The following is a 26,631-nucleotide window of genomic DNA, read 5'->3' as shown; positions in this document are numbered from 1 at the left end:
AGAGCGACCTGCGCTGGCTGCGGCACTACGGGTTCAGCGCGCTGCAGGTGCCGACGCTGCACGGGGGATGACCTGCGGTAAGCCCGGCCGTCGCTGGCGATCCCGGGAGGACTCGAACCCCCAACCTGCTGATTAGAAGTCAGCTGCTCTATCCAGTTGAGCTACGGGACCGCTGCTGCTTTTTAGCGGGGGCTGATGCGGCTTCGCAAGCGCATTCAATGGTTGTCGGGGAAAGGTTTGGCGGCGGCGAGGGGCAGGGCGGTGAAAGCGAGGACGTCTGCGCCGGCGGGGCATACATAGACTGCCAGCGCGGCCGGCGACGGGGCGAAGACAGCAAAGCCGCTACCTGCTTGTCAGCGGCACCCCGACCAGGACCGTGAAGAGTGTTGACTGAACCAGGGTTGGTTGGTGCCCCGACCCGTCCGAGAGGCGGCCCCGTCGCACTTCGAGCACCCTGGTGGCGATGTCGTCCACGCCCTCGTCGTCAACCGCCTCGGCCGGCGGCATCCACGCGCGGAAGACCAGGTATCAGGGCGCCCGCCGGACGGTCAGTGCCCGGGCGGACCGGAGCCAGCGGTGGCGTCCGGCGATCCGGGCGGCGCCCTGTCAGTGGGTCCAGGCAGCGCGGCGATCGGTGGCGAAATTCTCACCGTATCCCTTGGGCCGGATGTTGGCGGCGCGCTTCTTGGGCTCGCGGACGATGGCGTCGATGCCATGCGTATCGGCATAGGCCAGGGCTTCGTCCTTGGTATCGAAGGTCAGACGCACCTGGCTCTGGGTGTCGTCGCTGCTGGTCCAACCCATAAGGGGATCGACCTCGCGTCGGGACGCGGGCGCATACTCCAGCACCCAGTGTTGGCTGCGGGCGTTGCCCGATTGCGTGGCGGTGCGTGCGGGCTGATAGATGCGTGCGCGCATGGAATATCCTCGATCAAAGACTGCGTTGTTATCCCTTATCCCTAAGGACGCGACAAGGGGAATGCCACGATCCCCATCGTCGCGGCAAGTGGCCGCAGGATATGACACGCGCCTTGCGACCCGGCAAACACATTATAGCTCTGTGATGTGACAAGCCCCGCTTCGAAGGAGGTCCCGATGCTTGACACCCTCACCGCCGAAACGCTGGCGCGGATGCAGTTTGCGTTCACCGTTTCGTTCCATATCATCTTCCCGGCCTTCTCGATCGGACTGGCCAGCTATCTTGCGGTACTCAACGCGCAGTGGCTGCGCACACGGGACCGGACGTATCTTCAGCTGTTCGACTACTGGAAGAAGATCTTCGCCGTCGCCTTCGGCATGGGCGTGGTGTCTGGCATCGTGATGTCCTACCAGTTCGGGACCAACTGGTCGGTGTTCTCGGACCGGGCGGGGCCGGTGATCGGGCCGCTGATGGCCTATGAGGTCCTGTCGGCCTTCTTCCTGGAGGCCGGGTTTCTTGGCATCATGCTGTTCGGCCGCGACAAGGTGGGCGAGAAGCTGCACATGTTTGCGACCGCCATGGTCGCCTTTGGCACGCTGCTGTCGGCGACCTGGATTCTGTCCGTGAACAGCTGGATGCAGACCCCGGCGGGCTATTCAATCAATCAAGCCGGGCAATTCGTCCCCGAAAACTGGTGGCAGATCGTCTTCAACCCGTCCTTCCCCTACCGCCTTCTGCACATGGTGCTGGCGGCCTACCTGACGACCGCGCTGGTCGTGGGCGGGGCCGCGGGCTGGCACATGCTGCGGGGCCGGGTCACCGCCGCCAGCCGCAAGATGTTCTCGATGGCCCTTTGGATGGTCGTCATCGTGGCGCCGCTGCAGATTGTTGCCGGCGACATTCACGGGCTGAACACGCTGGAACATCAGCCGGCCAAGGTAATGGCGATGGAGGGGCATTATGAGTCCCATCCCGACGGGGCGCCGTTGATCCTGTTCGGCATCCCCGACCCCGAGAACAAGGAGATCGACTACGCGCTCGAGATCCCCAAGCTGTCGTCGTTCATCCTCAAGCACCACTGGGACGCGCCCATGGCCGGGCTTGACACCATCCCCGATGACGAGGAGCCGCCCGTGGGAATCGTGTTTTGGTCCTTCCGTGTCATGGTCGCCCTCGGCTTTGCCATGCTGGGCCTCGGCGCCTGGAGCCTGTGGCGGCGCTGGCGCGGTGGGCTTTACGACAGCCGGTGGTTGCAGCGCGCCGCCGTCGCCATGGGGCCGGCCGGGTTCGTCGCCGTGCTGGCTGGTTGGGTGACGACCGAGGTCGGCCGCCAGCCGTTCACGGTCTACGGGCTGATGCGCACCTCCGAGTCCCTGGCCCCGGTCGAGGCGCCTGCCGTGGCGACGTCGCTGCTGGTCTTCATCGTTGTCTACTTCTTCATCTTCGGCGCGGGCACCTTCTACATCCTGCGCCTGATGACAAAGGCGCCAGGTGACACGGGGCCTGACCCGACCACCGAGGGCCCGCTGCGCACAAGCGGCATCACGCCGGCCGCGCAGGTCGACCCAGACGTCGTGCCCGGAAACTGAAAGGAGACTGAGCCATGTTCGATCTTGCAACGATCTGGGCGGGGATCATCGCCTTCGCCGTGCTCACCTACGTCATCCTCGACGGGTTCGACCTGGGCGTCGGCATCCTGTTTCCCTTCGCCCGCGACGAGAATGAGCGCGACGTCATGATGAATTCCGTCGCGCCGGTTTGGGACGGGAACGAAACCTGGCTGGTCATGGGCGGCGGCGGCCTGTTCGCGGTCTTCCCGCTGGCCTACGCGGTGGTGATGCCCGCGCTCTACATGCCGATCATCCTGATGCTGCTGGCGCTGGTCTTTCGCGGCGTGGCGTTCGAGTACCGCTGGCGGACGACACGCTGGCGCCGGGTCTGGGACGCGGCCTTCATCGGGGGATCAACGCTTGCCGCTTTCACCCAAGGCATCGCGCTGGGGGCGCTTGTGCAGGGGATCGAGGTCGCCGACCGGGCCTATGCGGGCGGCTCGTGGGACTGGCTGACGCCGTTTTCGCTGTTGACCGGCATGGCGCTGGTGGTCGGCTATGCCTTGCTGGGCGCGACCTGGCTGATCATGAAGACGGAGGGCAACCTGCAATCCGCCATGCGGCGTCGGGCAGGGCCGCTGGCGATGGGCACGCTTGGCCTGATCGGGTTGGTCAGCCTGCTGACCCCGTTTCAGGACCCCGTCTATTTCGACCGCTGGTTCAGGTTTCCGGCGGCCTTCTACTCGGCGCTGGTGCCGGTGATGCTCTTCGTCGCCGCGATGTACCTTTTCCGTGGCCTGGCGACAAACGGCGATCATGCGCCCTTTCTGGCCAGCCTCGCGCTCTTCGTGGTCAGTTTCGTCGGCATCGGTATCAGTTTCTACCCGATGATGGTGCCACCCGCGCTGACGATCGAGCAGGCCGCTGCCCCGGACTCGAGCCTCGCCTTCGCGCTGGTGGGCACGGTTGTCCTGGTGCCGATGATACTGGGCTATACCGCCTATGCCTATTGGGTCTTTCGCGGCAAGGTCGACCCGGACGCGGGGTATCACTGATGCGCCCGGGACTGCTCAAGCGCATGGCATGGTTTGTCGGCCTCTGGTTGGCATCGGTCACGGTTCTGGTCGTCCTGGCCTACGGTATCCGGCTGATGATCACCTGAGCGGGTTGAACCCGGCGGAAAAGGGATCAAGTCTGTCACAGCCCGCGAGGAGAGCCGCCCCATGCCCTACGCCCTGACCGACCGATCCGATCCCGAGACCTACCTCGCCAACCCGGCCGAGGACGTGCGCAGCCGCGAAAAGCTGGAGGGTGGAAAAACCTTCGTCATGCAGACGGAGTTCAGCGCGGCCGGGGATCAGCCCACGGCCATCGCGGAATTGTCGCAAGGCGTGGCCGAGGGTGAGCGCGACCAGGTTCTGCTCGGGGCAACCGGCACCGGCAAGACCTTCACGATGGGCCGGGTGATCGAGGAAACCCAGCGCCCGGCCATCATCCTGGCCCCGAACAAGACGCTGGCGGCGCAGCTTTACGGCGAGTTCAGGAACTTCTTTCCCGACAATGCGGTGGAGTATTTCGTCAGCTATTACGACTACTACCAGCCCGAGGCCTATGTGCCGCGGTCGGACACCTATATCGAGAAGGAAAGCCAGATCAACGAGCAGATCGACCGGATGCGCCACTCGGCCACCCGGGCGCTGCTGGAGCGTGATGACGTGATCATCATCGCTTCGGTCTCCTGCATCTACGGGATCGGGTCGGTCGAAACCTACGGGGCCATGACGCAGGACCTGAAGGTGGGGGGCGAATACGATCAGCGGCAGGTCATGGCCGACCTGATCGCCCAGCAATACAAGCGCAACGACCAGGCATTCCAGCGCGGGACCTTCCGGGTTCGCGGTGACAGCCTGGAGATCTTCCCCGCCCACCTGGAGGACCGCGCCTGGCGGCTGTCCTTCTTCGGCGAGGAACTGGAAACGATTACGGAATTCGATCCGCTGACGGGCGAAAAGACGGGCACTTTCGACAAGATCCGCGTCTACGCCAATTCGCACTACGTCACCCCCAAGCCGACGATGCAGCAGGCCGTCATCAGCATCAAGAAAGAGCTGCGCCAGCGGCTGGACCAGCTGGTGGGCGAGGGAAAGCTGCTGGAGGCGCAGCGGCTGGAACAGCGCACGAATTTCGACATCGAGATGCTGGAGGCCACGGGTGTCTGCAACGGGATCGAGAACTACTCGCGCTACCTGACGGGCCGCGCCCCGGGCGAGCCGCCGCCGACCCTGTTCGAGTTCATCCCAGACAATGCCATTGTCTTTGCCGATGAAAGCCACGTCTCGGTCCCGCAGATCGGCGGCATGTTCAAGGGCGACTACCGGCGCAAGTTCACGCTTGCCGAACATGGGTTCCGCCTGCCGTCATGCATGGACAACCGCCCGCTGAAATTCGAGGAATGGGACGCCATGCGCCCGCAATCGGTCTTTGTCTCGGCCACCCCCGCCAAGTGGGAGCTGGAACAGACCGGCGGCGTCTTTACCGAACAGGTCATCCGCCCCACCGGCCTGCTGGACCCCGAGGTCGAGATCCGCCCGGTGGAAACCCAGGTCGACGACCTGCTGGACGAGATTCGCCGCGTCGCCGCCAGTGGCTATCGCGTGCTGGCCACGACCCTGACGAAACGCATGGCCGAGGACCTGACCGAGTACCTGCACGAACAGGGGATCAAGGTCCGATACATGCATTCGGACATCGACACGATCGAGCGGATCGAGATCCTGCGCGACCTGCGACTTGGCGCTTTCGACGTGCTGGTGGGCATCAACCTGCTGCGCGAGGGGCTGGACATCCCCGAATGCGGGCTGGTGGCGATCCTCGATGCCGACAAGGAAGGCTTCCTGCGTTCGGAGACCTCGCTGATCCAGACCATCGGGCGCGCGGCGCGTAATTCCGAAGGCCGGGTCATCATGTATGCCGACCGGGTCACAGGCAGCATGGAACGGGCCATGGGCGAGACCAACCGCCGCCGGGACAAGCAGATCGCCTACAACACCGAACACGGCATCACCCCCGAGACGATACGCAAGAACGTCGAGGACATCATGCAGGGCCTCTACAAGGGCGACGTGGACATGAACCGCGTGACGGCCAAGGTGGACAAGCCCATGCACGGCGCCAACCTGGAGGCCCACCTCGACGGGTTGCGCGAGCAGATGCGCAAGGCAGCCGAGAACCTGGAATTCGAGGAAGCCGCTCGCCTGCGCGACGAGGTCAAGCGCCTTGAAGCGGTTGACCTGGCGGTGGCCGACGACCCCCTGGCCCGGCAACAGGCGGTCGAGAAGGCCGTGGACGAGGCCGCCAAGGCAGAGGGCCGGTCAACGGCCGGGCGGCCGGGGCAGCGTGGGGGAAATGCAGGACGGAAGGGCAAGAAGTGAGGCGCCGTTTCCACGCGTGAGCTTCACGTTCCTTCCTGGCGCAGACGCCCGCCAAATAGCAGGACCAGTCTACCCAGCAGACCTCGGCTGCTTCGGCCGTCCGTCCGGCATTCGACGGGGCTCACCGGAATAGAGAGTCTGTTATGCAGCAAAATCTCAACCCCGCCGCTCCGTACGGCGGGTCTGCAGGGGGCGGGTCAACGCGATTTCAACCCGAGTGTTTGGCCAATCGCCCGACGCCATGCGCAACACCTGCCATGCAGCATCGCGCCCCCCGGGGCCGCAAATGGCGCATGGGCTGTCGCGCATGATACCGCCGCCCCGGCTGCCCGGCGCTAGTTTTCCTCATCCCTTACCGTGATGGAGCCGCGCCATGCCCCATGTGCTGATTGTCGAAGGCAACACGCCGGAAACCGTCGCCCGCGGTCTGTCGGGCGCGCATGGCTTTGTCGAGACCTTCGCCGCCCTTGCCCCGAACATGACCACGTCGGTCGTCAATCCCTATGCCGCGCCGCTGTCTGCCATGGACCTGCTGGCCGATGGTATCGTCTTTACCGGATCGGGTGAGCCCTGGGCCGTCTCCGACCCCGAGGCGACACCGCTCTGGGCGGCGATGGAACGCGCCATGACCACTGGCAAACCGATCTGGGGCAGTTGCAACGGGATGCATCTTGCCGCCGTCATGCTGGGCGGTCGCCTGCGTGCCAATCCCAAAGGGCCGGAAGTGGGTATCGCCCGGAACATGGCCCTGACGGTCGAGGGGCGCGGCCACCCAATGATGGCGCAGCGCCCGGCCTCGTTCAGTGCGCCCTGCGTGCACCGTGACGAGGTCGCAGATTTGCCCCCCGGCGCCACGCTCATGGCGGGCAATGCGCATACCCCGGTGCAGGCCTTCGCCTTCGAAGCCGATGGGATCTGCATATGGGCGACGCAGTATCACCCCGAACTGTCGTTGGCCGCCTTGGGGGGCTACCTGACCGCTGCGGGCTCGATCTTTGCCTGTCACGCGGCGCTGGTCGCGGACCTGGCCTGTGCCGCGGAGGACCGCCTGACTGCGGCCCGGCTGGGCACCACGCCCGAGGCTCTGCAGACCCCTGCGCGGAGTGCGGAACTTCTGGCGTGGCTCGACCTCGTGACGGCCCGCGCGTCGGTGGGCCCGCACGGCGTAAGCCTGCCGCGTGGCCGCGTCATGACCTGATGTGACCATCCCCTTTCACCGGGCGCAACACTGGGCGCTTTTCCCCGGCGGGGGGATGCGCTACACCGCGCGGCAAGTGCCATCATGCCCCCGGGGACCCCATGAAATTCACGCTGTCCTGGTTGAAGGAACATCTCGAAACGACCGCTTCCGTCGCGGAGATATGCGCGGCGCTCACCGATCTCGGCCTCGAGGTCGAGGGGGTCGAGAACCCGGCCGAGCGGCTGGAGCCGTTTACTCTGGCCAAGGTCAAATCGGCCGAGCAGCACCCCGACGCCGACCGCCTGCGCGTTTGCATGGTGGACACCGACGAGGGCGAGCGGCAGATCATCTGCGGCGCCCCAAACGCCCGCGCGGGCATCACCGTCGTTCTGGCCAAGCCCGGCGACTACGTGCCCGGCATTGATACGACCCTGTCGGTGGGCAAGATCCGCGGTGTCGAAAGTCATGGCATGATGGCTTCGGAGCGCGAGTTGGAACTGTCTGACGAACACGACGGGATCATCGAATTGCCCTCGGGTGAGGTGGGCCAGAGATTCACCGATTGGCTGGCTGCGAACGCGCCGGAAAAGGTCGACCCGGTGATCGAGATCGCGATTACCCCGAACCGGCCGGACGCTCTGGGCGTGCACGGTATCGCGCGCGACCTGGCTGCGCGGGGACTGGGCACACTCAAGCCGCTGTCGGTCGACCCGGTTCCGGCCACTTTCCAATGCCCGGTATCGGTGTCCATCGACGCGGATACCCTGGATCAGGCCCCTGTCTTCTTCGGGCGCCTGATCCGGGGGGTGACGAACGGCCCCAGCCCGGACTGGCTGCAACAGCGGCTCAAGGCAATCGGCTTGCGGCCGATTTCCTTTCTCGTGGATGTAACCAATTGGTTTACCTATGATCTGAACCGCCCGCTTCACGTCTTCGACGCCGACAAGATCACTGGCAGCACTCTGCGCCTTTACCGCGCCAAGGGGGGTGAGACCCTGACCGGCTTGGACGAGAAGGACTACACCTTCCCCGCGGGGGCGACCGTGATCGCCGATTCGCAAGGCCCCGAGAGCATTGCCGGGGTCATGGGCGGGCTGCGCACGGGCTGCACCGACGAGACGGTGAATGTCTTCGTCGAGGCGGCTTATTTCGACCCGATCGTCACCGCGCGCACCGGCCGCGCGCTGAAGATCAACTCGGACGCGCGCTATCGCTTCGAGCGCGGGATCGATCCGGACTTCACCCCCGAGGGTCTGGACCATGCCGTGCGCATGATCGTGGATCATGCCGGCGGCGAAGCCTCCGAGGTGGTGCAGGCGGGCGAGATTCCGGACATGGCGCGCGCTTACGCGCTGGACACGGACCGCTGTTCCTCGCTGGTGGGGATGGACATTCCCGCCGAGACCCAGCGCGAAACGCTCACGGCGCTGGGCTTCGTGCTTGAGGGAGACATGGCACATGTGCCCAGTTGGCGCCCGGACGTGCAGGGCGAGGCCGACCTGGTCGAGGAAGTGGCACGCATCGCGTCGCTGACGAAATTGCAGGGCACGCCGATGCCGCGTCCCCGCGCCGGGGTGCCCGCGCCGGTGCTGACGCCCATGCAGAAGCGCGAGCAGATGGCCCGCCGGACCACGGCGGCGCTGGGTTATAACGAATGCGTCACCTACAGCTTTATTGACAAGAAGGCGGCGACGCTGTTCGGCGGTGGCGATGCCGCGACGATGCTGGAAAACCCGATCTCTTCCGAAATGTCGCACATGCGCCCCGCTCTGCTGCCCGGGCTGTTGCAGGCCGCTGCCCGCAACCAGGCGCGCGGGATGCCCGACATGGCCCTGTTCGAGGTCGGCGATGCCTTTCACGGCGGCGAGCCGGGCGAGCAGAGAGTCCTCGTCACCGGCCTTCTGGTCGGGCGCACCACGCCCAAGGATGTGCACGGCGCCTCGCGCCCGGTGGACATCTACGACGTCAAGGCCGATGCCGAGGCGGTGTTGGCCGCCATGGGCGCGCCCGCCAAGGTGCAGGTCCTGCGCGGGGCCGAGGACTGGTGGCATCCGGGCAGGCACGGCAAGATCTGTCTTGGCCCGAAAAAGGTGCTGGGTGTCTTCGGCGAGATACATCCCAGGGTGCTGCGCGAATTGGACGTGAAAGGCCCTGCCATGGGCTTCACGCTCTGGCCCGATGAAATCCCGCTGCCGCGCAAGGCGGCCGCGAGCCGGGGTGCCCTTCATGTGCCGGACCTTCAGGCGGTCGAACGGGATTTCGCCTTCGTGGTGGAGGCCCATGTCGAGGCGCTGACCCTGGTGAATGCGGCGGCCGGGGCCGACAAGGCGTTGATCGAAAACGTGCGGGTCTTTGACGAATTCATCGGTGGGTCCCTGGGCGAGGGCAAGAAATCCCTCGCGATTACCGTGCGGATGCAGCCCAGCGAAAAGACCCTGACCGAAAAGGATATCGAGGCCGTCAGCGCCCGGATCGTCGAAAAGGTGCAAAAGGCCACGGGCGGCGAGCTGCGCGGCTAGACCCGCGCCAGCACCGCTGCCAAGTGGTCGAAGACCAGCCTTATGCGCGGGCTGTTGTGGATTTCCCGGTGGGTGACCAGCCAGACCGGGAAATCGACCTCCAGAAGGTCGGGAAGTACCGGTACGACGCGCGGCTCCTTCGCGGCGATGACGTCGTCCATGGGGCAGATCCCCATCCCATGACAGACCATTTCCCAGGCGACGATCCCGTTTTCCGAGTGCACGACGAAACTGTCCGGTGTGACCGGAACGCCCATCGCCCGGATATGGCCGCACATCAACGCTGGGTCGCCGAAGGCCACCCAGTCCAGCTTGGCCATGGCCTCGGGCGTTGTCGGGTGGCCGCGGCGGTCGAGGTAATCGGAGGCGGCATAGAACAGGCCGTGCGCCTCTCTGACCCGTCGCCCCACCAGGTTGGGCTGCTCGGGGCGGACATGGCGGATGGCGATATCGGCCTCGCGGCGCAGCAGGTCTGACAGCTGGTTCGTCGCGACCACCTCGATGGCCAGTTGCGGTGCAAGCCGGCGCAGATCCGCAACGACATCTGGCAGGATGTTGTGGGACAGGATATCGCTGGCCGAGATGCTGACCCGGCCCGAGACCTCGGATTGCCGGCCGATCGCGCTGAAGGCCAGCCGATCCGCCGCCGCACCCATCTCGCGGACATGGGCCAGAAGGTCCTTTCCGTTGCCCGTCAGGGCAAGGCCCCGACCTACCCGTTCGAACAGCAGCAGCGAGAGCTGATCCTCCAGTGCCGAAACCTGGCGGCTGAGCGTCGGCTGTGTCAGCCCCAGCGCCTTGGCTGCCCCCGAAAGCGAACCGGTCTCGGCCGTGGCGAGGAATGCGCGCAGATGGTTCCAGTCAAGGCGGGACAGGTAATCCATGCATTTCTGTATATATAGACTTCGAATTTCGTCAATTCCGGCGCAAGCTATTCGCCAGTATTGTGTTGGTAGAAGGAGAAACTGACATGACAGATACCGCGCGCTTCTGGGACCGCAGCGCCAAGAAATACGCCTCCGCGCCGATCAAGGACATACCGGCCTATGAATACACGCTGGACCGCACCCGGTCCTACCTGATGCCGACCGACCGTGTCCTCGAACTGGGCTGCGGCACCGGGTCGACCGGGCTGTTGCTGGCCGGTGCCGTGGCGCAATACCACGGCACCGACATCTCGCCGGAAATGATCCGCATCGCCCGGGACAAGGCCGCGGCGGAGGCCGTTGACAATATCACGTTCACCGCCGCAACCGCACAAGAGGGCATGGTCGCGGCGGGGCCGGTCGACGTGGTGCTGGCACTGAACCTTTTGCACCTGCTGCGCGATGTCGAAGACCTCTTCAACAGGATACACGCGGCCCTGCCGCCGGGCGGGCATTTCATCTCGAAGACGGTGTGCCTGGCCGAGCCCTCGATCGGGGTGCGCCGCTTCGCGTTTCGCGCCATGATCCCGCTGATGCGGCTGGTCCGTCTTGCGCCCTTTGTACGATCCTTCCGGTTCGACGGGCTGGAAAACTCCATCGAGGCCGCCGGCTTCGAGGTGATCGAGACAAGCACGGGCCCCGCGATGAGCCGCTACATCGTGGCACGCAAGCGCTGACGCTGTTAACACTCCCGGCAGATCACGAAGGGAGAACGATATGTTGAAAGTCTATCTGTCCGGGGAAATCCACACCGACTGGCGCGAACAGATCATCGACGGGGCCAAGGGGCTGGATGTCGCCTTTGACAGCCCTGTCACCGATCACGGCGCCTCGGATGACTGCGGTGTCGCGATCCTCGGTGCCGAGGACGACAAGTACTGGCACGATCACAAGGGCGCCATGGTAAACGCCATCCGCACCCGCAAGGGGATCGCCGATGCGGATGTGGTCGTCGTGCGTTTCGGCGAAAAATACAAACAGTGGAACGCTGCATTTGACGCGGGCCAGGCGGCAGCTTTGGGCAAGTCCCTGATCGTGCTGCAGCAGCCTGATCATGATCATGCCCTAAAGGAAGTGAATGCCGCCGCCCTTGCCGTGGCGCGCGAGCCGGCGCAGGTGGTGCAGATCCTGCGCTACGTCCTGACCGGGCAATTGCCCGGGTAGTCGCCAGCGGGCGCGGGGAACCGCGCCCGCGCGGACCTCAGCCGCCGATCTTGTCTTGCGTCTTCGTCTCGAAGTCGTTTGCGTCGTGGCGTTCGTGCAGTTGCATCGCGGGCTCGCCGAATGGGCGGTTGACCATGCGGCCTCGCTGTACTGCCGGCCGTGCGTCGATCCGCTTGGCCCAGCGCATCAGGTTCTCGTAGCTGGTGACGTCCAGGAACTCGGCGGCATCATACATCCGGCCAAGGGCCATCTGACCATACCAGGGCCAAATGGCCATGTCGGCGATGGTGTAGTCCTCGCCCGCGATGAAGGTTCTGTCGGCCAGTTCGCGGTCCAGAACGTCCAGCTGACGCTTGGTCTCCATCGCGAAGCGGTCGATGGGATACTGCATCTTCTCGGGCGCATATGCGTAGAAGTGGCCGAAGCCGCCGCCCAGGTAGGGCGCGCTGCCCATCTGCCACATCAGCCAGTTCATGACCGCGACCCGCGCCGGGCCGCTGGCTGGCAGGAAGGTGCCGAAGGTCTCGGCCAGGTGAACCAGGATCGAGCCGCTCTCGAACACGCGCAGCGGTTCGGGGCCGGTGCGGTCCACCAGCGCCGGGATCTTGGAATTCGGGTTGATGTCCACGAAGCCCGACCCGAACTGGTCACCCTCGCCGATATTGATCAGCCAGGCATCGTATTCGGCACCGGCATGACCCGCGGCCAGCAGTTCCTCGAACATCACCGTGACTTTCACCCCGTTGGGCGTGGCCAGCGAATAGAGCTGGTAGGGATGCTTGCCGACCGGCAACTCCTTGTCGTGGGTGGGGCCGGCGATCGGGCGGTTTGTCTTGGAGAACTGTCCGCCATTCTCGCTCTCCCAGGTCCAGACCCGGGGCGGGGTGTAGGTGTCGGTCATCGGGGGCTCCTGTCAATTCCGTGCTACCGGGAAGGTAACCAGCCGTGACGCCTATACAAGGTTCACCCGCGCACAACCTTCTGTGGGGAAATGACATCAATCCCCAACGCCTTGCCCACCGCGTAGTAGGTCAGCTGACCCGCGTGAACGTTCAGCCCGTTCAGAAGATGCTCGTCCTCGGCGCAGGCTTGACGCCAGCCCTTGTCGGCCAGGGCCAGCATGAATGGCATGGTGGCATTGCCCAGCGCGATGGTCGAGGTGCGCGCCACCGCGCCGGGCATGTTTGCCACGCAGTAGTGCATGATGCCGTCGACCTCGTAGACCGGGTCGGCATGGGTGGTTGCATGCGAAGTCTCGAAACAGCCGCCCTGGTCGATGGCCACGTCCACCAGCGCGGCGCCGGGCTTCATGGTCGAGAGCTGTTCGCGGGTGACGAGCTTGGGTGCGGCGGCGCCGGGAATCAGCACCGCCCCGATCACCATGTCGGCCTCGGCCACCGCATCGGCGGTATTGCCCTTGGAGGCATAGGCGGTCTTGAATTCGCCGCGCAGGGTATCGTCGAGATAGCGCAGGCGGGGCAGGGACATGTCGAGGACTGTCACATCGGCGCCCATGCCCGCGGCGATCCGGGCGGCCTGGGTGCCGACCACTCCGCCACCGATGACCGCAACGCGGGCCGGGGCGACGCCGGGCACGCCACCCAGCAAGACGCCGCGCCCTCCATTGGCCTTCTGCAGGGTCCAGCTGCCCACCTGCGGGGCGAGCTTTCCGGCGACTTCGGACATGGGCGCCAGAAGGGGCAGGCCCCCGCTGCGGTCTGTCACGGTTTCATAGGCGATGGCGGTGCAGCCACTTTCCAGAAGGTCCCGGGTCTGGTCAGGGTCGGGGGCGAGGTGCAGGTAAGTGAAGAGCACCTGCCCCTCGCGCAGCCTCGCGCGTTCGTCGGACTGGGGTTCCTTGACCTTCACGATCATCTCGGCAGTCGCGAAGATCTCCTCGGCCGTATCGACAGTAAGGGCCCCGGCGGCGTGATAATCCGCGTCGGTGAAACCTGCGCCCAGCCCGGCCCCCGATTGCACGGTGACATCATTGCCATGGGCCACGGCCTCGCGCGCGGCGTTCGGGGTCAGGCCGACGCGAAACTCCTGCGGTTTGATCTCGGTGGGGCATCCGATGTGCATCGCGTTCCTCCTCTTTCGGTGATGCAGGATCGCGCCGATGCAATGCAAATGCTTGGGGATTTCTTTGCCATTCCCGCGTGAGGGCGATACATGATTGCGCGAACCGGTGCTTTTTCGGGAGAAATTCTCGCATGTCGCTCGACGAGACGGACCGCCGCCTTCTGAACGCCCTGCAACGCCGCGGGCGGCTGTCCAACACGGAACTCTCCGAGGCGGTGAACCTGTCCCCCTCGGCCTGCCATCGCAGGGTGCAGCGGCTTGAACGGGATGGCTATATCAGCGGTTACGTGGCGCTTCTGGACCCGGCCAAGGTCAACCGGCGGACCATCGTCTATGTCGAGATCACACTCTCGGCACAGGCGGACGACTTGCTCGATGCTTTCGAGAAGGCCGTCGCCCGCGTGCCGGAAGTTCTGGAATGCCACCTGATGGCAGGGTCGGCGGACTACCTGCTCAAGGTCGTGGCCGAGGATGCCGAGGATTTTGCAAGGTTGCACCGCCGTGCCCTGACCCGCCTGCCCGGCGTGCAGGGGATGCAGTCCTCCTTCGCCCTGCGCACGGTACGACAAACCACGGCGCTGCCGCTCTGACATGGACCATGTGAGGACCACCAAGCCGGTGCGCGACACCATTGAGCGCCTCGAGGCGCTGGGCGACGCGGACCCGATCACGCTGGGCATGATGCTGCACGCGTTCGGGCCGACCTCTTTCGTGCCCGCCCTGATGGTGCCTTCGCTCCTGGTGGTCTCACCGCTGTCGGGCATCCCTTTGTTCTCGACGATATGCGGGTTGTCCATCGCCTTGATTGCCATGCAGATGTTGTTCGCGCGGCGGTCGGTCTGGCTGCCCGAGGTGCTGTTGCGTCGCCACGTGCGCCGGTCACAGTTGCACGCGGCGCTGCAGCGGATGCACGGCTTGGCCGACCGGCTTGACCGTGTGTCGCGCGACAGGTTCCGGGTGCTGGTACAGCCACCCGGTGACCGTCTGCCAAAGGCCATGTGCGTGGTCTCGGGCGCGTCGATGCCGCTCTTGGAACTGGTGCCCTTTTCGTCGTCCATCCTCGGGATGGCGGTGCTGAGCTGTTCGGTGGCCTTCATCGCCCGCGACGGGCTGCTTGTCTTCGTGGGGGCAGGGTTCATGGCCATGGCCTCGGCGATCCCGATCTACGTGCTGACCAGTTTCGGGGGCTAGGACCGCCCGGCCGCGGCAAGACCGCCCGGCGGGTGGCGCCACGATGGCGGCAGCCTGCACCTGATACGACAAACCCCCGGGGCGGGGCCACGGGGGTCGTCATTTCCTCTCGGCACGGGCCGGGGGCTGCTTACAGCAGACCTTCGCGCTGGGCCTTCTTGCGCGCGAGCTTGCGCTGACGGCGAATCGCCTCGGCTTTCTGGCGTGCCTTTTTCTCGGACGGCTTCTCGAAGTGCTGACGCAGCTTCATTTCGCGGAAGACGCCTTCGCGCTGAAGTTTCTTCTTCAGGGCACGGAGAGCCTGATCGACGTTGTTGTCACGGACGCTTACCTGCATGTGGTTGTCACCACCTTTCTAGGGTTGGGGTTGCAAGGATTTGCAGGAAGTGGCCGGATAGCAAAGTCCCGCTACCTTGTCTAGGGTGGACGAGATTGAACAGGAGGCCCCCATGCACCATCCCGCGCCGGACGCCGAGACCATCAAGCTGCTGGAGTCCATCGTGCCTCATGTCGTCTTTGACGGCTGGAGCGAGCAGGCCTTTCGCGCCGCCTGTTCCGATGTCGACATACCGCTGGAAAAGGCCCGTCTGCTGTGCCCGCGCGGCGCGGTGGACCTGGCCGTCCTGTTCCACCGGGAGGGTGACCAGCGCATGGTCGAGATGCTGGACGCCGCCGACCTGATGCAGATGCGCTTTCGCGAAAAGGTCGCCCATGCGATCCGCCTGCGGCTGCAGGCCGCCGGCGACAAGGAGGCTGTGCGCCGCGGGACCGCGCTTTTCGCCCTGCCGCACATGGCGCCCGAGGGCTCGGGCCTGATCTGGGGCACCGCCGACGCGATCTGGACTGCGCTTGGCGACACCTCGGAGGATGCCAACTGGTATACCAAGCGCGCGACGCTCTCGGCCGTCTATGGGTCGGTGGTGCTGTTCTGGCTGGGCGACACCAGCCCCGATGACATGGATACCGATGCCTTCATCGATCGCCGGATCGAGGACGTGATGCGTTTCGAGAAGGTCAAGGCGACCATCAACGACAACCCACTGCTCAAGCCGCTGACCGTGCCGCTGGGCAAGCTGGCCACTCGGATCAGGGCACCGCGCCGTGCGCCCGATGACCTGCCAGGACGCTGGACCGAGCCTCGCTAGGCTTGTACCGGCAATTCCCTGCGGTAAGTCTGGGTCCAGTCAACAGGAGGCTCCATGCGCGTTGTCGAAATTCGTGAACCCGGCGGACCCGAAGTCCTGACACCAGCCAGCCGTGACGTGCCGCAGCCCGGCTTGGGGGAGGTTCGGATCAGGGTGGCCCATGCCGGGGTGAACCGCCCCGATGCGCTGCAGCGGGCGGGGCTTTACAATCCCCCGCCCGGCGCCTCGGACCTGCCGGGACTGGAGGCCGCGGGCGAGGTCAGCGCCATTGGCGCCGGCGTCACGGATTGGTCCGTGGGTGACAAGGTCTGCGCCCTGCTGCCCGGTGGCGGCTATGCCGAGGAGGTGGTTACGCCCGCCGCCCATTGCCTTCCGGTCCCGGATGGCATGTCGCTGAAACAGGCGGCCTGTCTGCCCGAAACCTTCTTTACCGTCTGGTCAAACGTGTTCGACCGCGGCGACCTGCAAGCCGGCGAGCGATTCCTGGTGCACGGCGGCACCTCCGGCATCGGCACCACGGCGATCCAGCTGGCCCATGTCATGGGCGCCCGCGTCTTTGCCACCGCGGGATCGGACGAAAAATGCCGCGCCTGTACCGATCTGGGCGCCGAGCGCGCGATCAACTATCGCTCCGAGGATTTCGTCGAAGTGCTCAAGGGCGAGGGCGGCGCCAACCTGATCCTCGACATGGTGGGCGGCGACTACCTGCCCCGCAACGTCAAGGCGCTCGCCGACGAGGGTCGGCTGGTGCAGATCGCCTTTCTTGAGGGTCCGAAGGTCGAATTGAACTTCGCTCAGGTCATGATGCGTCGGCTGACAATAACGGGATCGACCCTGCGCCCGCAGTCCGACCAGGCCAAGGCCGGGATCGCCCGCGCGCTGCGCCACCGTGTCTGGCCGTTGCTGGACAGTGGCCGCATCGCCCCGGTCATGGACCTCGAATTCCCGCTTGAAGAGGCCGCCGCCGCCCACGCTCGCATGGAAAGCAGCGCCCATATCGGCAAGATCGTCCTCAGGATCTGATCCGGATCGGGCCTTGCGACAGATCAAGGTGCGCCCCACGTGATCCCTTAGGCTGGGACAAAGCGGCGAAGGAGGATCACATGTCCGGATCGTTTGAAATTCTGTCCGGTTACCCGGACGACGTGCTGGCCATTGCCGCCCACGGGCGGATCGACGGTGATAGCTACGACACGACGCTTGAGCCCGCGCTGGAGGCGATGGTCGCGAAAGAAGGCAAGGCCAAGCTGTTCTACCTGCTGGGCGAGGACTTCGAGGGTTTTACCGCCGGGGCCGCCTGGGACGATGCGCGGCTGGGCCTGCAGCACCTGCACGATTTCGCGCGGATTGCCGTGGTGACCGATGTCGGCTGGATTCGCGGCGCGGTCAGTGTTTTCGGCCCGCTGGTGCGCGCGCCGGTCAGGGCCTTCCCTCTCGACCAGCAATCGGAGGCGGAAACATGGATTGCCAGCAACGCGCCACCTGAAGAGCCCTACAACGTAGATGCGACGGGCAGGGTGACGACGCCACGCTCCTAGCGGACCGGGGCGAACAGGGCGTCGTCCAGCGCGCAATCGCGCCGCACGTCCTTGCCACAGTCGCGAAAATCGAGATCGCGGGTCAGGCAGATTCGGGCTTCCTGGATTCGGCCAGACCGGCAGGTGATCGTGATCTGATCGGCGGACAGAGCCGGGTTGTCGCGCAGAAAGGCCTCTTCGACCACCGCGGCGGGCAGGCGGACAGGGTCTTGCAGGTCCCGGAAGACGGCTGGCCGGGTGACGTGGGCATAGGCTGTGGCTGAAAGGTCGTAATAGGTGTCGGCCGACAGGCCCGAACAGCGCCCGTGCTTGTTCCACTGGTGCCAAGCCGACCCGGCGGTCCCGAACAGCCAGGCTTGTGCGGCGGTGTCCGCCCGCGAGGGGTTGCGATGCCCCGTTGTGCAGTAATCCGGCCAGCCGCGTTCGTATTGCGGCCAGAGGCCGTGCAGCACCCAGCCGAAATCCGCCGCGGGCGCGCATTGCGGGGAATCCCGGTTTTCCCCCTCGAGCGCGCACCAGTTGGGCGACCAGCTCAGGGCCATTACATAATAGTCGAACTCGCCCGCGTTGCCCCCGGCGCGCAGTGGGCCGGAAACAATGAGAAGGACAAGGATCAGTCTCAGCATTTCGGGGCTTTCCATGTGGTCTTGCCACGACTATACAACGGCCGAGTTCCCCGAAAAAGAGAACCTGATCCGCAACACGGGTCGCCCCATCCGGGGCAGGGGAAAGATGTATTCGCGAAGGAGCCGAGAACATGGCTGACAAACCGATCATGGCCAAGGCAACCGCCGTCTGGCTGGTGGACAACACGACTATGACCTTCAAGCAGATTGCCGATTTCGTGGGCCTGCACGAGCTGGAGGTGCAGGGCATCGCGGACGGCGATGTGGCCGCCGGTGTCAAGGGCTTCGACCCCGTCTCGAACAACCAGTTGACCCAGGACGAGATCGACCGCGCCGAGGCGGATCCGCTGCACAAGCTCACGCTCAAGCACAACCCCGCCGCCGAGGGTGAGGAAAAGCGTCGCGGCCCGCGCTATACCCCGCTGTCCAAGCGCCAGGACCGACCCAACTCGATCCTCTGGCTGGTCAAGTTCCACCCCGAACTGACCGATGCGCAGATTTCCCGACTGGTGGGGACCACCAAGCCGACAATCCAGTCGATCCGCGAGCGGACGCACTGGAACATCTCGAACATGGAACCCATCGACCCGGTCGCGCTTGGCCTGTGCAAGCAGTCCGAGCTGGACGCCGCCGTCCAGAAGGCCAACGCCAAGCGCGCCCAGGACGGTGAGGTCATGTCGGATGACGAGCGCCGCAAACTGGTCTCGACCGAGCAGAGCCTTGCCGCCGATACCGAGCCGCGGATGCCCACGGCGATCGAAGGGCTGGAAACCTTCTCGTTGTCCAATGTCGATCACGAAGAGGACAAGGAGGAACCCACGCCCGACGCCGACAGCTTCTTCAACCTGCCCGACGATGACGGCGACGACGACGAGGACTGATCCCGCCCCTGCTGGGTGACCCGGCCCCCGGTCCGAACGGACCGGGGGTCTTTCTTTTGAGGATCTGTGCGGGCCGGTTGATGAGTCGCGGCGGACAGGAGGGCAGACGGCAGGTCCCGTCGCGGAGGTCACATAGAACGAAGATACCAATGACCAGTCGTTGCGATGAAGCTGGTCCCGAGACAGCTTCAGGCCTGCCGGATGGTGTGGGACATCTTTCGAAAACCGAAGGTCAGGATGTCGGATCTCTTGCCCAAAACCCCGGTGAATCCGACGATGCGCGCGCCGACATGATCAGGCTGAAAACCCGACGCCGGCCAGAAACAAGGCATGGTCGGAGTTGGTAGCGTCAGCTCTCGCTGAGCGCGACTTTCATGTCGCTGACCTCGTAGATGATCTCGCCATCAGCCTCGACGATTCCGTCGGCCACGCCCATGGTCAGGCGGCGGCTTTGCACGGCCTTGGTGAAATCCACCTTGTAGGTCAGCATCTTGCGGTCCGGGCGGACCATGCCCTTCAGCTTGACCTCGCCTACGCCCAAGGCATAACCGCGCCCCTGCCAACCGCGCCAGCCGAGGTTGAAGCCGGTCAGCTGCCACAGTCCGTCCAGCCCAAGGCAGCCGGGCATGATCGGGTTGCCGGGAAAGTGGCATTCGAAGAACCACAGATCGGGCGTGATGTCGAACTCCGCCACCACATGGCCCTTGCCGTGCAGCCCCTCGTCGCCGCTGATATCGGTGATCCGATCCATCATCAGCATGGGTGGCTCGGGCAATTGCGCGTTGCCGGGTCCGAACAATTCACCGCGAGCACACTTGAGAAGGTCATCGCGATCGAAGCTGCGCGGAAGGTCGGTCATTTTCTGGGGATCTCCTGGTCAGTGCTTGCCAAGGCGTCTAGCACCCGGACGTGCGCAAGGGCAAGTGCGGGGCCCGAGGGTGCTGACGCCCTGCCGAACAGTGCTTTACTATTGAAAACTGTTCGCAATCGGCCATATTAATCTTGGAAATGTAGGCGGGTTGCCCAATGACCGAGATGACAACAGAACGCACTAGCACCTGGCTGGCGGGCGCAGGCCTGCGCCCGACCCGGCAGCGACTTGCCTTGGCCGAGCTTCTTGTCGGCGACGGCAAGGATCGCCATGTTACGGCGGAAAGCCTGTTCGCCGATGTCGAGCGCGCGGGAGAGCGGGTGTCCCTTGCCACTGTCTACAACACGCTCAAGGCTTTTTGTGACGCGGGACTGTTGCGCGAGATCACGGTGGACGGGTCCAAGAGCTATTTTGACACGAACATGAGCGATCACCCGCATTTCTACTGGGAAGAGGACGGGCACCTGTCCGATGCTCCCTCGGCCGAACTGAGCATCGCCAGCCTGCCCGATGCGCCGGAAGGGGCTGAAATCGCCTCGGTCGATGTGGTGATCCGTTTGCGCAAGAGCTGAAGCTGCGGCTGTTCACCGGCCGTTAACCTTCCCGGCGGATGCTGGTGCCATGATCCAGCCGCCTGTTACCACCCCGTTCTTCACCCATTTCGCAGTGACCATGCGACTGGCAGATGCCACGTCGGACCTACTGGTTCGGCATATCAGCCTGCTGCGCGATTGTGTCGCGCTCGCGCGCCTTCGCACCGGGGCCGAGATCGACACCGCCACGGTCCTGCCCGCCGAGATGCATCTGCTCTGCCGCCTTTTGCCGGGCGAGGACCCGGGTCCGACCCTGCGCGCTATCCAGGTGGGTTTTGCACGCCACGCGGGCGCAGATGGACCGGTCTGGGACCGCGAGATGACCTTGGCCGAGGTGCCTGCCGCGGCGATTGCTGGCCGGCGGCGCTTCCTGCTGGGCGCCCCGGTGCGGGCGGGTCTGGTGCGTGATCCCGGCGACTGGCCCTACAGTTCTTTGCATCGCCGCGGGGCCTTGCGGGGCGATTGCGCCCCGGCCTGACCCTGGCCCGAGGTATCCGTCAAAACCACTGCCCCGGCTCCATCAGGCCAAGGTCCAGCAACTGCTGCGAATGCCATTCGAAAGGCACCGAATTGTGCCAGCGGAAAGTCTCGATGTCGAAGGTGCTGCCCGGGTTGCGCTTGAGCGCCTTGGCCGTGCGAAACGAACACACGGCTGCGGTAAGGTTGTGATGCCAAGGGCACGAGTAGGTGTTGTACTCGGGATCGTTGAATAGGTGGCCGGGCAGAAGCTCCAGCCCCGGCTTGTTTCGGAACAATGACACTCGGTCGATCCGGCGGCGCGGCTTGGGGATATGCTCCTCGAAGCGCCAGCGCAGCCCGCCGTAGAAATCCATCTGGCGGTCCAGGTCGTTGTTCCAGCGGTCCTTGCGCGACAATGCGTAATAGCCCGACTTGTCCAGGTGGGCATCCTCCAGAGAGACGGCGCCGGGGTGTTGGCCGAGGTCGCCGGCATAGAGGTCGATCACGTAGGTCAGGATCGTGTCGCGCCGCTCCTCGGTGTTGAAGGCGAGCATCTCGCTCACCGTGCGGCTTTCGCAGAAGGGATAGAAGAGGTATTCGGCGTTGTAGCAATAGTAGATCCAGATCGGTCCGGCCGCGCTGATCACCGCGTTGACCGCGCGTTCAAGCGCGCTTTCGTCGGAGGTCGCGTAGTCGATGCGATGAACCCGTTCGACGATATCCCCGGCCAGGGTGAAATGGGGCATGGCAAAAACCACCACCGCCTTGAACCCCGCATCAAGGTTGTGGCGGATCGTGCTGTCCAACTCGACCTCGTCCTCGGCCATGACAAGTGCCACCGGGCCTTTGGCCAGGGCCTGTCGCCCCTTGGAGATGAAGTCGGAAAGCGACGAATACCGCATATTGCCCATGGTCTTGCCCGATCGCGGTCAAACTCCGGCAAAACGCCTTTCATTGCAAGCGCCCCTTATGCGCGATATGACGCTCAACAAGATTGGTCCCATCCCTGAAAGTGCCTTTATGTCCGCGCCCAAGAAGCTCTTTATCAAGACCTATGGCTGCCAGATGAACGTCTACGACAGCGAGCGCATGGTCGAGGCGCTGGGCGGCAAGGGTTATGAGCAAACCCAAAGCCCCGACGACGCGGACATGATCCTGCTAAATACCTGCCATATAAGGGAAAAAGCGGCCGAGAAGGTCTATTCGGAGCTGGGCCGCTACAAGGGGCTCAAGTCGGAAAACCCGGACCTGAAGATCGGTGTTGCCGGCTGCGTTGCCCAGGCCGAGGGCGAAGAGATCATGCGTCGTCAGCCGATGGTCGACCTCGTGGTCGGTCCGCAGAGCTATCACCGCCTTCCGGCGATGGAAGAGGCCCTGGCGCAGGGCGGCAAGGCGCTCGATACGGACTTTCCCGAAGAGGACAAGTTCGAAGAGCTCAAGAGGCGCCCCAAAGCCGGGCGCGGCCCGACAGCCTTCCTGACTGTGCAGGAAGGTTGTGACAAGTTCTGCTCCTTCTGTGTTGTGCCCTATACCCGCGGCGCAGAGCTCAGCCGTCCCGCGGACCGGATCATCCGCGAAGCGCGGGATCTGGTCGAGGCCGGCGTGCGCGAGATCACGCTGCTGGGCCAGAACGTGAACGCCTACAACGGACATGCCCAAGGCCTCGCTGGGCTGATTTGGGAGCTGGACAAGATCGACGGGCTGGCCCGTATCCGGTTCACCACCAGCCATCCCAACGACATGGACGAGGCCCTGATCGAGGCCCATGGCACCTGCGACAAGCTGATGCCCTACCTGCATTTGCCCGTGCAGTCCGGCTCGGACCGTATTCTCAAGGCGATGAACCGCAAGCACACTGCCGGGGACTACCTGCGCCTGATCGAGCGCATACGCGCCGCGCGGCCCGATCTGCACCTGTCAGGCGATTTCATCGTCGGCTTCCCCGGTGAGACCGAACAGGATTTCGAAGACACAATGGAGATCACCCGTGCGGCGGGCTTCGGCACGGCGTTCTCGTTCAAGTATTCGCCGCGGCCCGGCACCCCCGCGGCCGAGAAGGCCGCGAAGATGGTCGATCCGGAGGTCGCCAGCGCACGGCTCCATCGTTTGCAGGAACGGATCACCGCGCAGCAGACCGCCCAGCAGGAAGCCATGGTGGGGCGCGAGGTTTCGGTCCTGTTCGAGAAGCCCGGCCGGATGGCAGGGCAGATGGTCGGCAAGTCGGAACACTTGCACGCCGTGCATGTCTCCGCCGATGATATTGTCCCGGGGCAGATCCGCCGGGTCAGGATCACGCAGAGCGCGCCGAATTCCCTGGCCGGCGAACTTGTGACCGCGCAAGAAGTGGTGCAACCGTGAATTGTGCCCGGGCCTTGTAAACCCATTCTTTGGGGAACAATGCGTGGCAAAATGGCGCTCTGTCGCGTAGGGCGACACGAAATCTGGACAAAACGCGTTTAAGTTTGACCAGATTGTGTCTTTTATTAGAAGATACCGTAACACGGCTGCAGTGCGTGCCGGGCCGCCGCGCGGTCTGCACAGGATTGAATTTCGGGGGATAGTGGAGTGGCAAGAATGATGACGAGAAACGCAAAGGCGATCCCGGCCGGGTTGGCTGCTGCTGCCCTTGCCGCCATGACGCTGGTGCAGCCCGCCGCCGCGCAGGACCAGGTCGTGGTGTCGGGCCAGGTCGAATGGGGTATTTTCGTCGACCGCGACGGCTGTATGCACTGGTGGGCGGACGGTGGGCTCGAGGGATACATGACCACCCGTTTCAACCCCGAAACCGGGCGCCCGCTGTGCCTTCAGAAAGAAAGCTGCCTGACCGAGTCGACGGACACGCTGATCCACACTGACAGCCATCATCTCAAGCCGGGTCAGCGAGAAGTGCTTGAACGGTTCTTCCGGTCCGAAGGCGCCTTTTCCTACGCCGTTTACGGACACACTGACGAGCGTGCCTCGGATGCCTACAACCAGGCCCTCTCGGAGCGTCGTGCCGGCACGGTCGCCTCGGTGGCGCGCTCGGTCGGGGCCTTCATCGAGGTCGAGGAAGGCTTCGGCGAGACGCGTCCGGTTGCCGCCGGACACAATGAGACCGCCTGGCGCCAGAACCGCCGGGTCGAGGTCGTCTGCTATCACATGCCGAGGTAAGTCATGCGTATCCATTTCATTCTATTGGCCTTGACGCCCGCTCTTGCTGCATGCGGGATGGGCCAGTCCACCACCGCAGACGGCACCCGTCTGCTGGCCCGGCCCACCGACAGCGCGGTCAACAACACCGACCTCCTGTCGGACCGACCCATGTCCATTGCGATTGATCCGGACGGGTGCATGCACTGGTTTGGTGATGACGGTGCCGAAGGCTACGCCAATGCCCGTTACGACCCTGTCACCGGCAAGCCGGTTTGTACCGATCGGTTGCCCCCTGGGGCCGTGATCCGGGACCCGCAGAGGACAGGGTTCATCGACATCCTGCCCTGATCATTCGGGCCGGGCACTACCGGACAATACCAAGAAGGGGCGCGCGCGGCGGGATCGGCGCGCCCTTTTTCGTTTCAAACATGTGACATTGTGCCAAGGTCCCTTGCGCTGGCCGGCCCTGCTTGCCAACATCGGGGAAATACCGTTCAGGAGTCTTGCTTGGCCATATCCGCACCGCCCCCGTCCCAGCCCGCCGCAGACGCGTCAGAGGTGCTTGAATTTCCGGACAATTTCCTGCTCATCGACCTGTGCGGCGAACATGACAGGCACCTTGCGGACATCGAGGCGAAGACGGGCGTTCAGATCCTTCGGCGGGGCAACCAGTTGACGATTCACGGCGAAGCGTCGATGCGCCTTGCCGCCGCGGAAATCCTCACGTCGCTCTATGAGCGGCTGGAAGCCGGGCGACCTGTCGAAACCGCGGACATCGACCGAGAGATGCGCATGAGTGGGGCCGAGCGCGACACTGACCCCCGCAGGGGGGACCAGTTGGACCTGCTGCCCGACGCCCGGGTGGAAATCAAGACCCGCAAGAAGATCATCGAGCCGCGCACCGACGCCCAGAAAGCCTATGTCCGGTCCCTGTTCGAGAACGAACTGGCCTTCGGGATCGGTCCGGCAGGTACCGGCAAGACCTACCTTGCCGTTGCCGTGGGGGTGAACATGTTCATAGGCGGTCATGTGGACCGGCTGATACTGTCTCGCCCGGCCGTCGAGGCGGGCGAGAAGCTGGGCTACCTGCCCGGTGACATGAAGGACAAGGTCGACCCCTACATGCAGCCGCTTTATGACGCGCTGAACGATTTCCTGCCTGGCAAGCAGGTCTCCAAGCTGATCGAGGAAAAGAAGATCGAGATCGCGCCCCTTGCCTTCATGCGGGGGCGCACCCTGTCCAATGCCTTTGTCGTTCTGGACGAGGCGCAGAATGCCACGACCATGCAGATGAAGATGTTCCTGACCCGCCTGGGCGAGGGCAGCCGCATGGTTGTCACCGGGGACCGCAGCCAGGTGGACCTTCCGCGCGGCCAGCAATCGGGCCTGCATGACGCCGAACGGCTCCTGGGCCACATCGACAAGATTTCCTTCGACTATTTCACGGCCCGCGACGTGGTGCGCCACCCGCTCGTGGCCGCCATCATCGAGGCCTATGACGCCGACGCGGCGCGTTAGTACGGGCAGGATGGGGCCGCGTTCCGGAAGACGGGCATTCCCCGCGGATCTGAACCGGGATAAGAGGCCCCGATGACAACAGATTGCCTGATCGAGGCCCCGGCTTGGGCTGTCCTGGACCTAGCGCTGCTGGCGGAGCGGGCGGCGGGGGCGACGCTGGTGCACCTGGGCCATGACCCGGCCGCCTTCGAGATCGCGGTTCTTGCTTGCGACGACGCGCGCATCGCCGCGCTGAACGGTGATTACCGCGACAAGCCGCAGCCGACGAACGTGCTCAGCTGGCCCGGCGAGGACCGCGCCGCGCCCGAGGAGGGCGGCCGGCCCCTGCCGCCGCGGGAACCTGAGCTGGGCGATATCGCCATCGCCCACGAGACCTGCGCCCGTGAAGCCGCCGAACAGACCAAGCCATTGGCGGCGCATGTGACCCATCTGATCGTACATGCCACGCTGCACCTGTTGGGCTATGACCACGAGCGTGACGGGGATGCCACCCTCATGGAAGGATTGGAGGTGGAAATACTTGGCAAACTGGGTGTTCCTGACCCATATACGTGATGAGCGCTTCCCGGCCCGGCGTTTTCCAGGGGCCATCACCGGTAGGAGAAAATGGGCGACACCACCGACGGGTCTTCTAACGCGGCGCAAAGCGCGCCACCTGACACCAGCCAGCACCTTCAGCGCGGTTTCTTTGATCGCATCGTGGAGGCATTCAACCCTTCTGACATGTCCCAGACCCAAGCCAGCGAGGCCAACGGCAAGGCGGTGGCCTTGTCGCGTCCGGGTCTAGCCAACCTGCGGCGGATGCGGGTTGAGGACGTTATGATCCCGAAGGCCGAGATTGTCGCGGTGCCCCTGGACATCTCGAAGGAGGATCTGGTCAAGGTCTTCCGCGAAAGCGGTTACACG

30 protein-coding genes, 1 tRNA gene and 1 pseudogene are annotated in these 26,631 nt (G+C 64.6%); 22 read left to right on the top strand and 10 right to left on the bottom strand.

Features of this window, described 5'->3' with window-relative positions; translation table 11 throughout:
* Window positions 1–94: 94 nt before the first annotated feature.
* From VJ897_RS12300 to VJ897_RS12290, 3 genes are all read right to left on the bottom strand, one after another.
* A tRNA-Arg gene (locus tag VJ897_RS12300) sits at window positions 95–171 on the bottom strand.
* Between the two features lie 171 nt (window positions 172–342).
* On the bottom strand, window positions 343–507 hold the full coding sequence (locus VJ897_RS12295) for a hypothetical protein (RefSeq protein WP_324055971.1): 165 nt from the start codon (window positions 505–507) through the stop codon (window positions 343–345).
* Window positions 508–606: 99 nt separating this feature from the next.
* Complete coding sequence (locus tag VJ897_RS12290; protein WP_324055969.1) at window positions 607–918, bottom strand: ETC complex I subunit; 312 nt, start codon at window positions 916–918, stop codon at window positions 607–609.
* A gap of 177 nt (window positions 919–1,095) precedes the next feature.
* Between VJ897_RS12290 and VJ897_RS12285 the strand changes: the two genes are divergently transcribed.
* From VJ897_RS12285 to pheT, 6 genes are all read left to right on the top strand, one after another.
* Window positions 1,096–2,508, top strand: coding sequence for a cytochrome ubiquinol oxidase subunit I (locus tag VJ897_RS12285; protein WP_324055968.1), 1,413 nt, complete (start codon window positions 1,096–1,098; stop codon window positions 2,506–2,508).
* Window positions 2,509–2,522: 14 nt separating this feature from the next.
* Window positions 2,523–3,524 carry a cytochrome d ubiquinol oxidase subunit II gene (gene cydB / locus VJ897_RS12280; protein WP_324055967.1) on the top strand — a complete coding sequence of 334 codons (1,002 nt, stop codon included), beginning with the start codon at window positions 2,523–2,525 and terminating at the stop codon, window positions 3,522–3,524.
* Window positions 3,524–3,631, top strand: coding sequence for a DUF2474 family protein (locus tag VJ897_RS12275; RefSeq protein WP_324055966.1), 108 nt, complete (start codon window positions 3,524–3,526; stop codon window positions 3,629–3,631). The genes cydB and VJ897_RS12275 overlap by 1 nt, the downstream gene beginning before the upstream one ends.
* Before the next feature lie 61 nt (window positions 3,632–3,692).
* The gene (gene uvrB, locus VJ897_RS12270) at window positions 3,693–5,900 is read left to right on the top strand and encodes an excinuclease ABC subunit UvrB (RefSeq protein ID WP_324055965.1); all 2,208 of its coding nucleotides are present in this window, start codon (window positions 3,693–3,695) and stop codon (window positions 5,898–5,900) included.
* Window positions 5,901–6,273: 373 nt separating this feature from the next.
* Window positions 6,274–7,098 (top strand): type 1 glutamine amidotransferase, encoded by an 825-nt coding sequence (locus VJ897_RS12265; protein ID WP_324055964.1) that lies wholly within the window; start codon window positions 6,274–6,276, stop codon window positions 7,096–7,098.
* Window positions 7,099–7,199: 101 nt separating this feature from the next.
* Window positions 7,200–9,599 carry a phenylalanine--tRNA ligase subunit beta gene (gene pheT, locus VJ897_RS12260; RefSeq protein WP_324055963.1) on the top strand — a complete coding sequence of 800 codons (2,400 nt, stop codon included), beginning with the start codon at window positions 7,200–7,202 and terminating at the stop codon, window positions 9,597–9,599.
* Here pheT and VJ897_RS12255 read toward each other — a convergent pair.
* Window positions 9,596–10,483 (bottom strand): LysR family transcriptional regulator, encoded by an 888-nt coding sequence (locus VJ897_RS12255; protein ID WP_324055962.1) that lies wholly within the window; start codon window positions 10,481–10,483, stop codon window positions 9,596–9,598. The genes pheT and VJ897_RS12255 overlap by 4 nt on opposite strands.
* Before the next feature lie 86 nt (window positions 10,484–10,569).
* On the opposite strand from VJ897_RS12255, the gene VJ897_RS12250 reads away from it, so the two are divergent.
* Both VJ897_RS12250 and VJ897_RS12245 read left to right on the top strand, forming a co-directional pair.
* Window positions 10,570–11,202 carry a class I SAM-dependent methyltransferase gene (locus tag VJ897_RS12250; protein ID WP_324055960.1) on the top strand — a complete coding sequence of 211 codons (633 nt, stop codon included), beginning with the start codon at window positions 10,570–10,572 and terminating at the stop codon, window positions 11,200–11,202.
* Between the two features lie 40 nt (window positions 11,203–11,242).
* Entirely contained in the window at window positions 11,243–11,689 is a 447-nt protein-coding gene (locus VJ897_RS12245; protein WP_324055958.1) for a YtoQ family protein, read from the top strand.
* A 37-nt stretch (window positions 11,690–11,726) separates the two neighbouring features.
* Here the strand turns inward: VJ897_RS12245 and yghU are convergent, their stop codons facing one another.
* Window positions 11,727–12,590: a glutathione-dependent disulfide-bond oxidoreductase gene (yghU, locus tag VJ897_RS12240; RefSeq protein WP_324055956.1), complete on the bottom strand. Its 864-nt coding sequence runs from the start codon at window positions 12,588–12,590 to the stop codon at window positions 11,727–11,729.
* A 62-nt stretch (window positions 12,591–12,652) separates the two neighbouring features.
* A complete protein-coding gene (gene ald / locus VJ897_RS12235; protein ID WP_324055954.1) occupies window positions 12,653–13,771 on the bottom strand; it encodes an alanine dehydrogenase in 1,119 nt (372 codons plus the stop codon).
* 131 nt (window positions 13,772–13,902) lie between these two features.
* Between ald and VJ897_RS12230 the strand changes: the two genes are divergently transcribed.
* Both VJ897_RS12230 and VJ897_RS12225 read left to right on the top strand, forming a co-directional pair.
* A complete protein-coding gene (locus VJ897_RS12230) occupies window positions 13,903–14,361 on the top strand; it encodes an Lrp/AsnC family transcriptional regulator (protein ID WP_324055953.1) in 459 nt (152 codons plus the stop codon).
* A gap of 1 nt (window position 14,362) precedes the next feature.
* The gene (locus VJ897_RS12225; RefSeq protein ID WP_324055952.1) at window positions 14,363–14,962 is read left to right on the top strand and encodes an exopolysaccharide biosynthesis protein; all 600 of its coding nucleotides are present in this window, start codon (window positions 14,363–14,365) and stop codon (window positions 14,960–14,962) included.
* 130 nt (window positions 14,963–15,092) lie between these two features.
* Here VJ897_RS12225 and rpsU read toward each other — a convergent pair whose 3' ends face one another.
* On the bottom strand, window positions 15,093–15,299 hold the full coding sequence (rpsU, locus tag VJ897_RS12220; RefSeq protein WP_324055951.1) for a 30S ribosomal protein S21: 207 nt from the start codon (window positions 15,297–15,299) through the stop codon (window positions 15,093–15,095).
* A gap of 112 nt (window positions 15,300–15,411) precedes the next feature.
* On the opposite strand from rpsU, the gene VJ897_RS12215 reads away from it, so the two are divergent.
* From VJ897_RS12215 to VJ897_RS12205, 3 genes are all read left to right on the top strand, one after another.
* Entirely contained in the window at window positions 15,412–16,107 is a 696-nt protein-coding gene (locus VJ897_RS12215; RefSeq protein WP_324055949.1) for a COQ9 family protein, read from the top strand.
* A 54-nt stretch (window positions 16,108–16,161) separates the two neighbouring features.
* The gene (locus VJ897_RS12210) at window positions 16,162–17,130 is read left to right on the top strand and encodes an NAD(P)H-quinone oxidoreductase (RefSeq protein ID WP_324055947.1); all 969 of its coding nucleotides are present in this window, start codon (window positions 16,162–16,164) and stop codon (window positions 17,128–17,130) included.
* Window positions 17,131–17,210: 80 nt separating this feature from the next.
* Window positions 17,211–17,645 (top strand): SpoIIAA family protein, encoded by a 435-nt coding sequence (locus tag VJ897_RS12205; RefSeq protein ID WP_324055946.1) that lies wholly within the window; start codon window positions 17,211–17,213, stop codon window positions 17,643–17,645.
* On the opposite strand, the gene VJ897_RS12200 is transcribed toward VJ897_RS12205, so the two are convergent.
* Window positions 17,642–18,271 (bottom strand): ribonuclease T2 family protein, encoded by a 630-nt coding sequence (locus VJ897_RS12200; RefSeq protein WP_324055944.1) that lies wholly within the window; start codon window positions 18,269–18,271, stop codon window positions 17,642–17,644. The genes VJ897_RS12205 and VJ897_RS12200 overlap by 4 nt on opposite strands.
* A 131-nt stretch (window positions 18,272–18,402) precedes the next feature.
* Here VJ897_RS12200 and VJ897_RS12195 point away from each other — a divergent pair, with 131 nt between their 5' ends.
* A complete protein-coding gene (locus tag VJ897_RS12195) occupies window positions 18,403–19,152 on the top strand; it encodes a DUF1013 domain-containing protein (RefSeq protein WP_324055943.1) in 750 nt (249 codons plus the stop codon).
* Window positions 19,153–19,501: 349 nt separating this feature from the next.
* Here the strand turns inward: VJ897_RS12195 and fabA are convergent, their stop codons facing one another.
* On the bottom strand, window positions 19,502–20,011 hold the full coding sequence (gene fabA, locus VJ897_RS12190) for a bifunctional 3-hydroxydecanoyl-ACP dehydratase/trans-2-decenoyl-ACP isomerase (protein ID WP_324055942.1): 510 nt from the start codon (window positions 20,009–20,011) through the stop codon (window positions 19,502–19,504).
* A 167-nt stretch (window positions 20,012–20,178) separates the two neighbouring features.
* Here fabA and irrA point away from each other — a divergent pair, with 167 nt between their 5' ends.
* A complete protein-coding gene (gene irrA / locus VJ897_RS12185; RefSeq protein ID WP_324055941.1) occupies window positions 20,179–20,595 on the top strand; it encodes an iron response transcriptional regulator IrrA in 417 nt (138 codons plus the stop codon).
* A gap of 49 nt (window positions 20,596–20,644) precedes the next feature.
* Window positions 20,645–21,094 (top strand): hypothetical protein, encoded by a 450-nt coding sequence (locus tag VJ897_RS12180; RefSeq protein WP_324055940.1) that lies wholly within the window; start codon window positions 20,645–20,647, stop codon window positions 21,092–21,094.
* A 19-nt stretch (window positions 21,095–21,113) separates the two neighbouring features.
* Here VJ897_RS12180 and VJ897_RS12175 read toward each other — a convergent pair whose 3' ends face one another.
* Entirely contained in the window at window positions 21,114–21,977 is an 864-nt protein-coding gene (locus tag VJ897_RS12175; protein ID WP_324055973.1) for a hypothetical protein, read from the bottom strand.
* 118 nt (window positions 21,978–22,095) lie between these two features.
* Between VJ897_RS12175 and miaB the strand changes: the two genes are divergently transcribed.
* From miaB to VJ897_RS12145, 6 genes and pseudogenes are all read left to right on the top strand, one after another.
* Window positions 22,096–23,433, top strand: a complete 1,338-nt coding sequence (gene miaB, locus VJ897_RS12170; protein ID WP_324055939.1) for a tRNA (N6-isopentenyl adenosine(37)-C2)-methylthiotransferase MiaB — start codon at window positions 22,096–22,098, stop codon at window positions 23,431–23,433.
* Window positions 23,434–23,649: 216 nt separating this feature from the next.
* On the top strand, window positions 23,650–24,225 hold the full coding sequence (locus VJ897_RS12165; RefSeq protein WP_324055938.1) for an OmpA family protein: 576 nt from the start codon (window positions 23,650–23,652) through the stop codon (window positions 24,223–24,225).
* Window positions 24,226–24,282: 57 nt separating this feature from the next.
* Entirely contained in the window at window positions 24,283–24,555 is a 273-nt protein-coding gene (locus VJ897_RS12160; RefSeq protein ID WP_324055937.1) for a hypothetical protein, read from the top strand.
* Between the two features lie 159 nt (window positions 24,556–24,714).
* The gene (locus VJ897_RS12155) at window positions 24,715–25,725 is read left to right on the top strand and encodes a PhoH family protein (RefSeq protein WP_324055936.1); all 1,011 of its coding nucleotides are present in this window, start codon (window positions 24,715–24,717) and stop codon (window positions 25,723–25,725) included.
* Between the two features lie 72 nt (window positions 25,726–25,797).
* The gene (gene ybeY / locus VJ897_RS12150) at window positions 25,798–26,280 is read left to right on the top strand and encodes an rRNA maturation RNase YbeY (RefSeq protein WP_324055935.1); all 483 of its coding nucleotides are present in this window, start codon (window positions 25,798–25,800) and stop codon (window positions 26,278–26,280) included.
* Between the two features lie 51 nt (window positions 26,281–26,331).
* Window positions 26,332–26,631, top strand: a pseudogene (locus VJ897_RS12145) (magnesium/cobalt efflux protein); the annotation flags it as partial.

This window comes from Salibaculum sp. (assembly GCF_035270045.1).
Lineage (GTDB): Bacteria > Pseudomonadota > Alphaproteobacteria > Rhodobacterales > Rhodobacteraceae > Salibaculum.
The sequence above is the reverse complement of the archived record's forward strand: the minus strand, read 5'-3'. Positions and strand labels throughout refer to the sequence as shown.

Coding starts and splice junctions, on each gene's coding strand:
- VJ897_RS12230 (WP_324055953.1), top strand. CDS start 13,903: ATGTCGCTCGACGAGACGGACCGCCGCCTTCTGAACGCCCTGCAACGC.
- VJ897_RS12160 (WP_324055937.1), top strand. CDS start 24,283: ATGGGCCAGTCCACCACCGCAGACGGCACCCGTCTGCTGGCCCGGCCC.
- VJ897_RS12225 (WP_324055952.1), top strand. CDS start 14,363: ATGGACCATGTGAGGACCACCAAGCCGGTGCGCGACACCATTGAGCGC.
- ald (WP_324055954.1), bottom strand. CDS start 13,771: ATGCACATCGGATGCCCCACCGAGATCAAACCGCAGGAGTTTCGCGTC.
- irrA (WP_324055941.1), top strand. CDS start 20,179: ATGACCGAGATGACAACAGAACGCACTAGCACCTGGCTGGCGGGCGCA.
- VJ897_RS12215 (WP_324055949.1), top strand. CDS start 15,412: ATGCACCATCCCGCGCCGGACGCCGAGACCATCAAGCTGCTGGAGTCC.
- VJ897_RS12205 (WP_324055946.1), top strand. CDS start 17,211: ATGTCCGGATCGTTTGAAATTCTGTCCGGTTACCCGGACGACGTGCTG.
- VJ897_RS12255 (WP_324055962.1), bottom strand. CDS start 10,483: ATGGATTACCTGTCCCGCCTTGACTGGAACCATCTGCGCGCATTCCTC.
- pheT (WP_324055963.1), top strand. CDS start 7,200: ATGAAATTCACGCTGTCCTGGTTGAAGGAACATCTCGAAACGACCGCT.
- uvrB (WP_324055965.1), top strand. CDS start 3,693: ATGCCCTACGCCCTGACCGACCGATCCGATCCCGAGACCTACCTCGCC.
- ybeY (WP_324055935.1), top strand. CDS start 25,798: ATGACAACAGATTGCCTGATCGAGGCCCCGGCTTGGGCTGTCCTGGAC.
- VJ897_RS12265 (WP_324055964.1), top strand. CDS start 6,274: ATGCCCCATGTGCTGATTGTCGAAGGCAACACGCCGGAAACCGTCGCC.
- miaB (WP_324055939.1), top strand. CDS start 22,096: ATGTCCGCGCCCAAGAAGCTCTTTATCAAGACCTATGGCTGCCAGATG.
- VJ897_RS12175 (WP_324055973.1), bottom strand. CDS start 21,977: ATGCGGTATTCGTCGCTTTCCGACTTCATCTCCAAGGGGCGACAGGCC.
- VJ897_RS12250 (WP_324055960.1), top strand. CDS start 10,570: ATGACAGATACCGCGCGCTTCTGGGACCGCAGCGCCAAGAAATACGCC.
- yghU (WP_324055956.1), bottom strand. CDS start 12,590: ATGACCGACACCTACACCCCGCCCCGGGTCTGGACCTGGGAGAGCGAG.
- VJ897_RS12195 (WP_324055943.1), top strand. CDS start 18,403: ATGGCTGACAAACCGATCATGGCCAAGGCAACCGCCGTCTGGCTGGTG.
- rpsU (WP_324055951.1), bottom strand. CDS start 15,299: ATGCAGGTAAGCGTCCGTGACAACAACGTCGATCAGGCTCTCCGTGCC.
- VJ897_RS12245 (WP_324055958.1), top strand. CDS start 11,243: ATGTTGAAAGTCTATCTGTCCGGGGAAATCCACACCGACTGGCGCGAA.
- fabA (WP_324055942.1), bottom strand. CDS start 20,011: ATGACCGACCTTCCGCGCAGCTTCGATCGCGATGACCTTCTCAAGTGT.
- VJ897_RS12200 (WP_324055944.1), bottom strand. CDS start 18,271: ATGCTGAGACTGATCCTTGTCCTTCTCATTGTTTCCGGCCCACTGCGC.
- VJ897_RS12165 (WP_324055938.1), top strand. CDS start 23,650: ATGATGACGAGAAACGCAAAGGCGATCCCGGCCGGGTTGGCTGCTGCT.
- VJ897_RS12210 (WP_324055947.1), top strand. CDS start 16,162: ATGCGCGTTGTCGAAATTCGTGAACCCGGCGGACCCGAAGTCCTGACA.
- VJ897_RS12295 (WP_324055971.1), bottom strand. CDS start 507: ATGCCGCCGGCCGAGGCGGTTGACGACGAGGGCGTGGACGACATCGCC.
- cydB (WP_324055967.1), top strand. CDS start 2,523: ATGTTCGATCTTGCAACGATCTGGGCGGGGATCATCGCCTTCGCCGTG.
- VJ897_RS12290 (WP_324055969.1), bottom strand. CDS start 918: ATGCGCGCACGCATCTATCAGCCCGCACGCACCGCCACGCAATCGGGC.
- VJ897_RS12285 (WP_324055968.1), top strand. CDS start 1,096: ATGCTTGACACCCTCACCGCCGAAACGCTGGCGCGGATGCAGTTTGCG.
- VJ897_RS12180 (WP_324055940.1), top strand. CDS start 20,645: ATGATCCAGCCGCCTGTTACCACCCCGTTCTTCACCCATTTCGCAGTG.
- VJ897_RS12275 (WP_324055966.1), top strand. CDS start 3,524: ATGCGCCCGGGACTGCTCAAGCGCATGGCATGGTTTGTCGGCCTCTGG.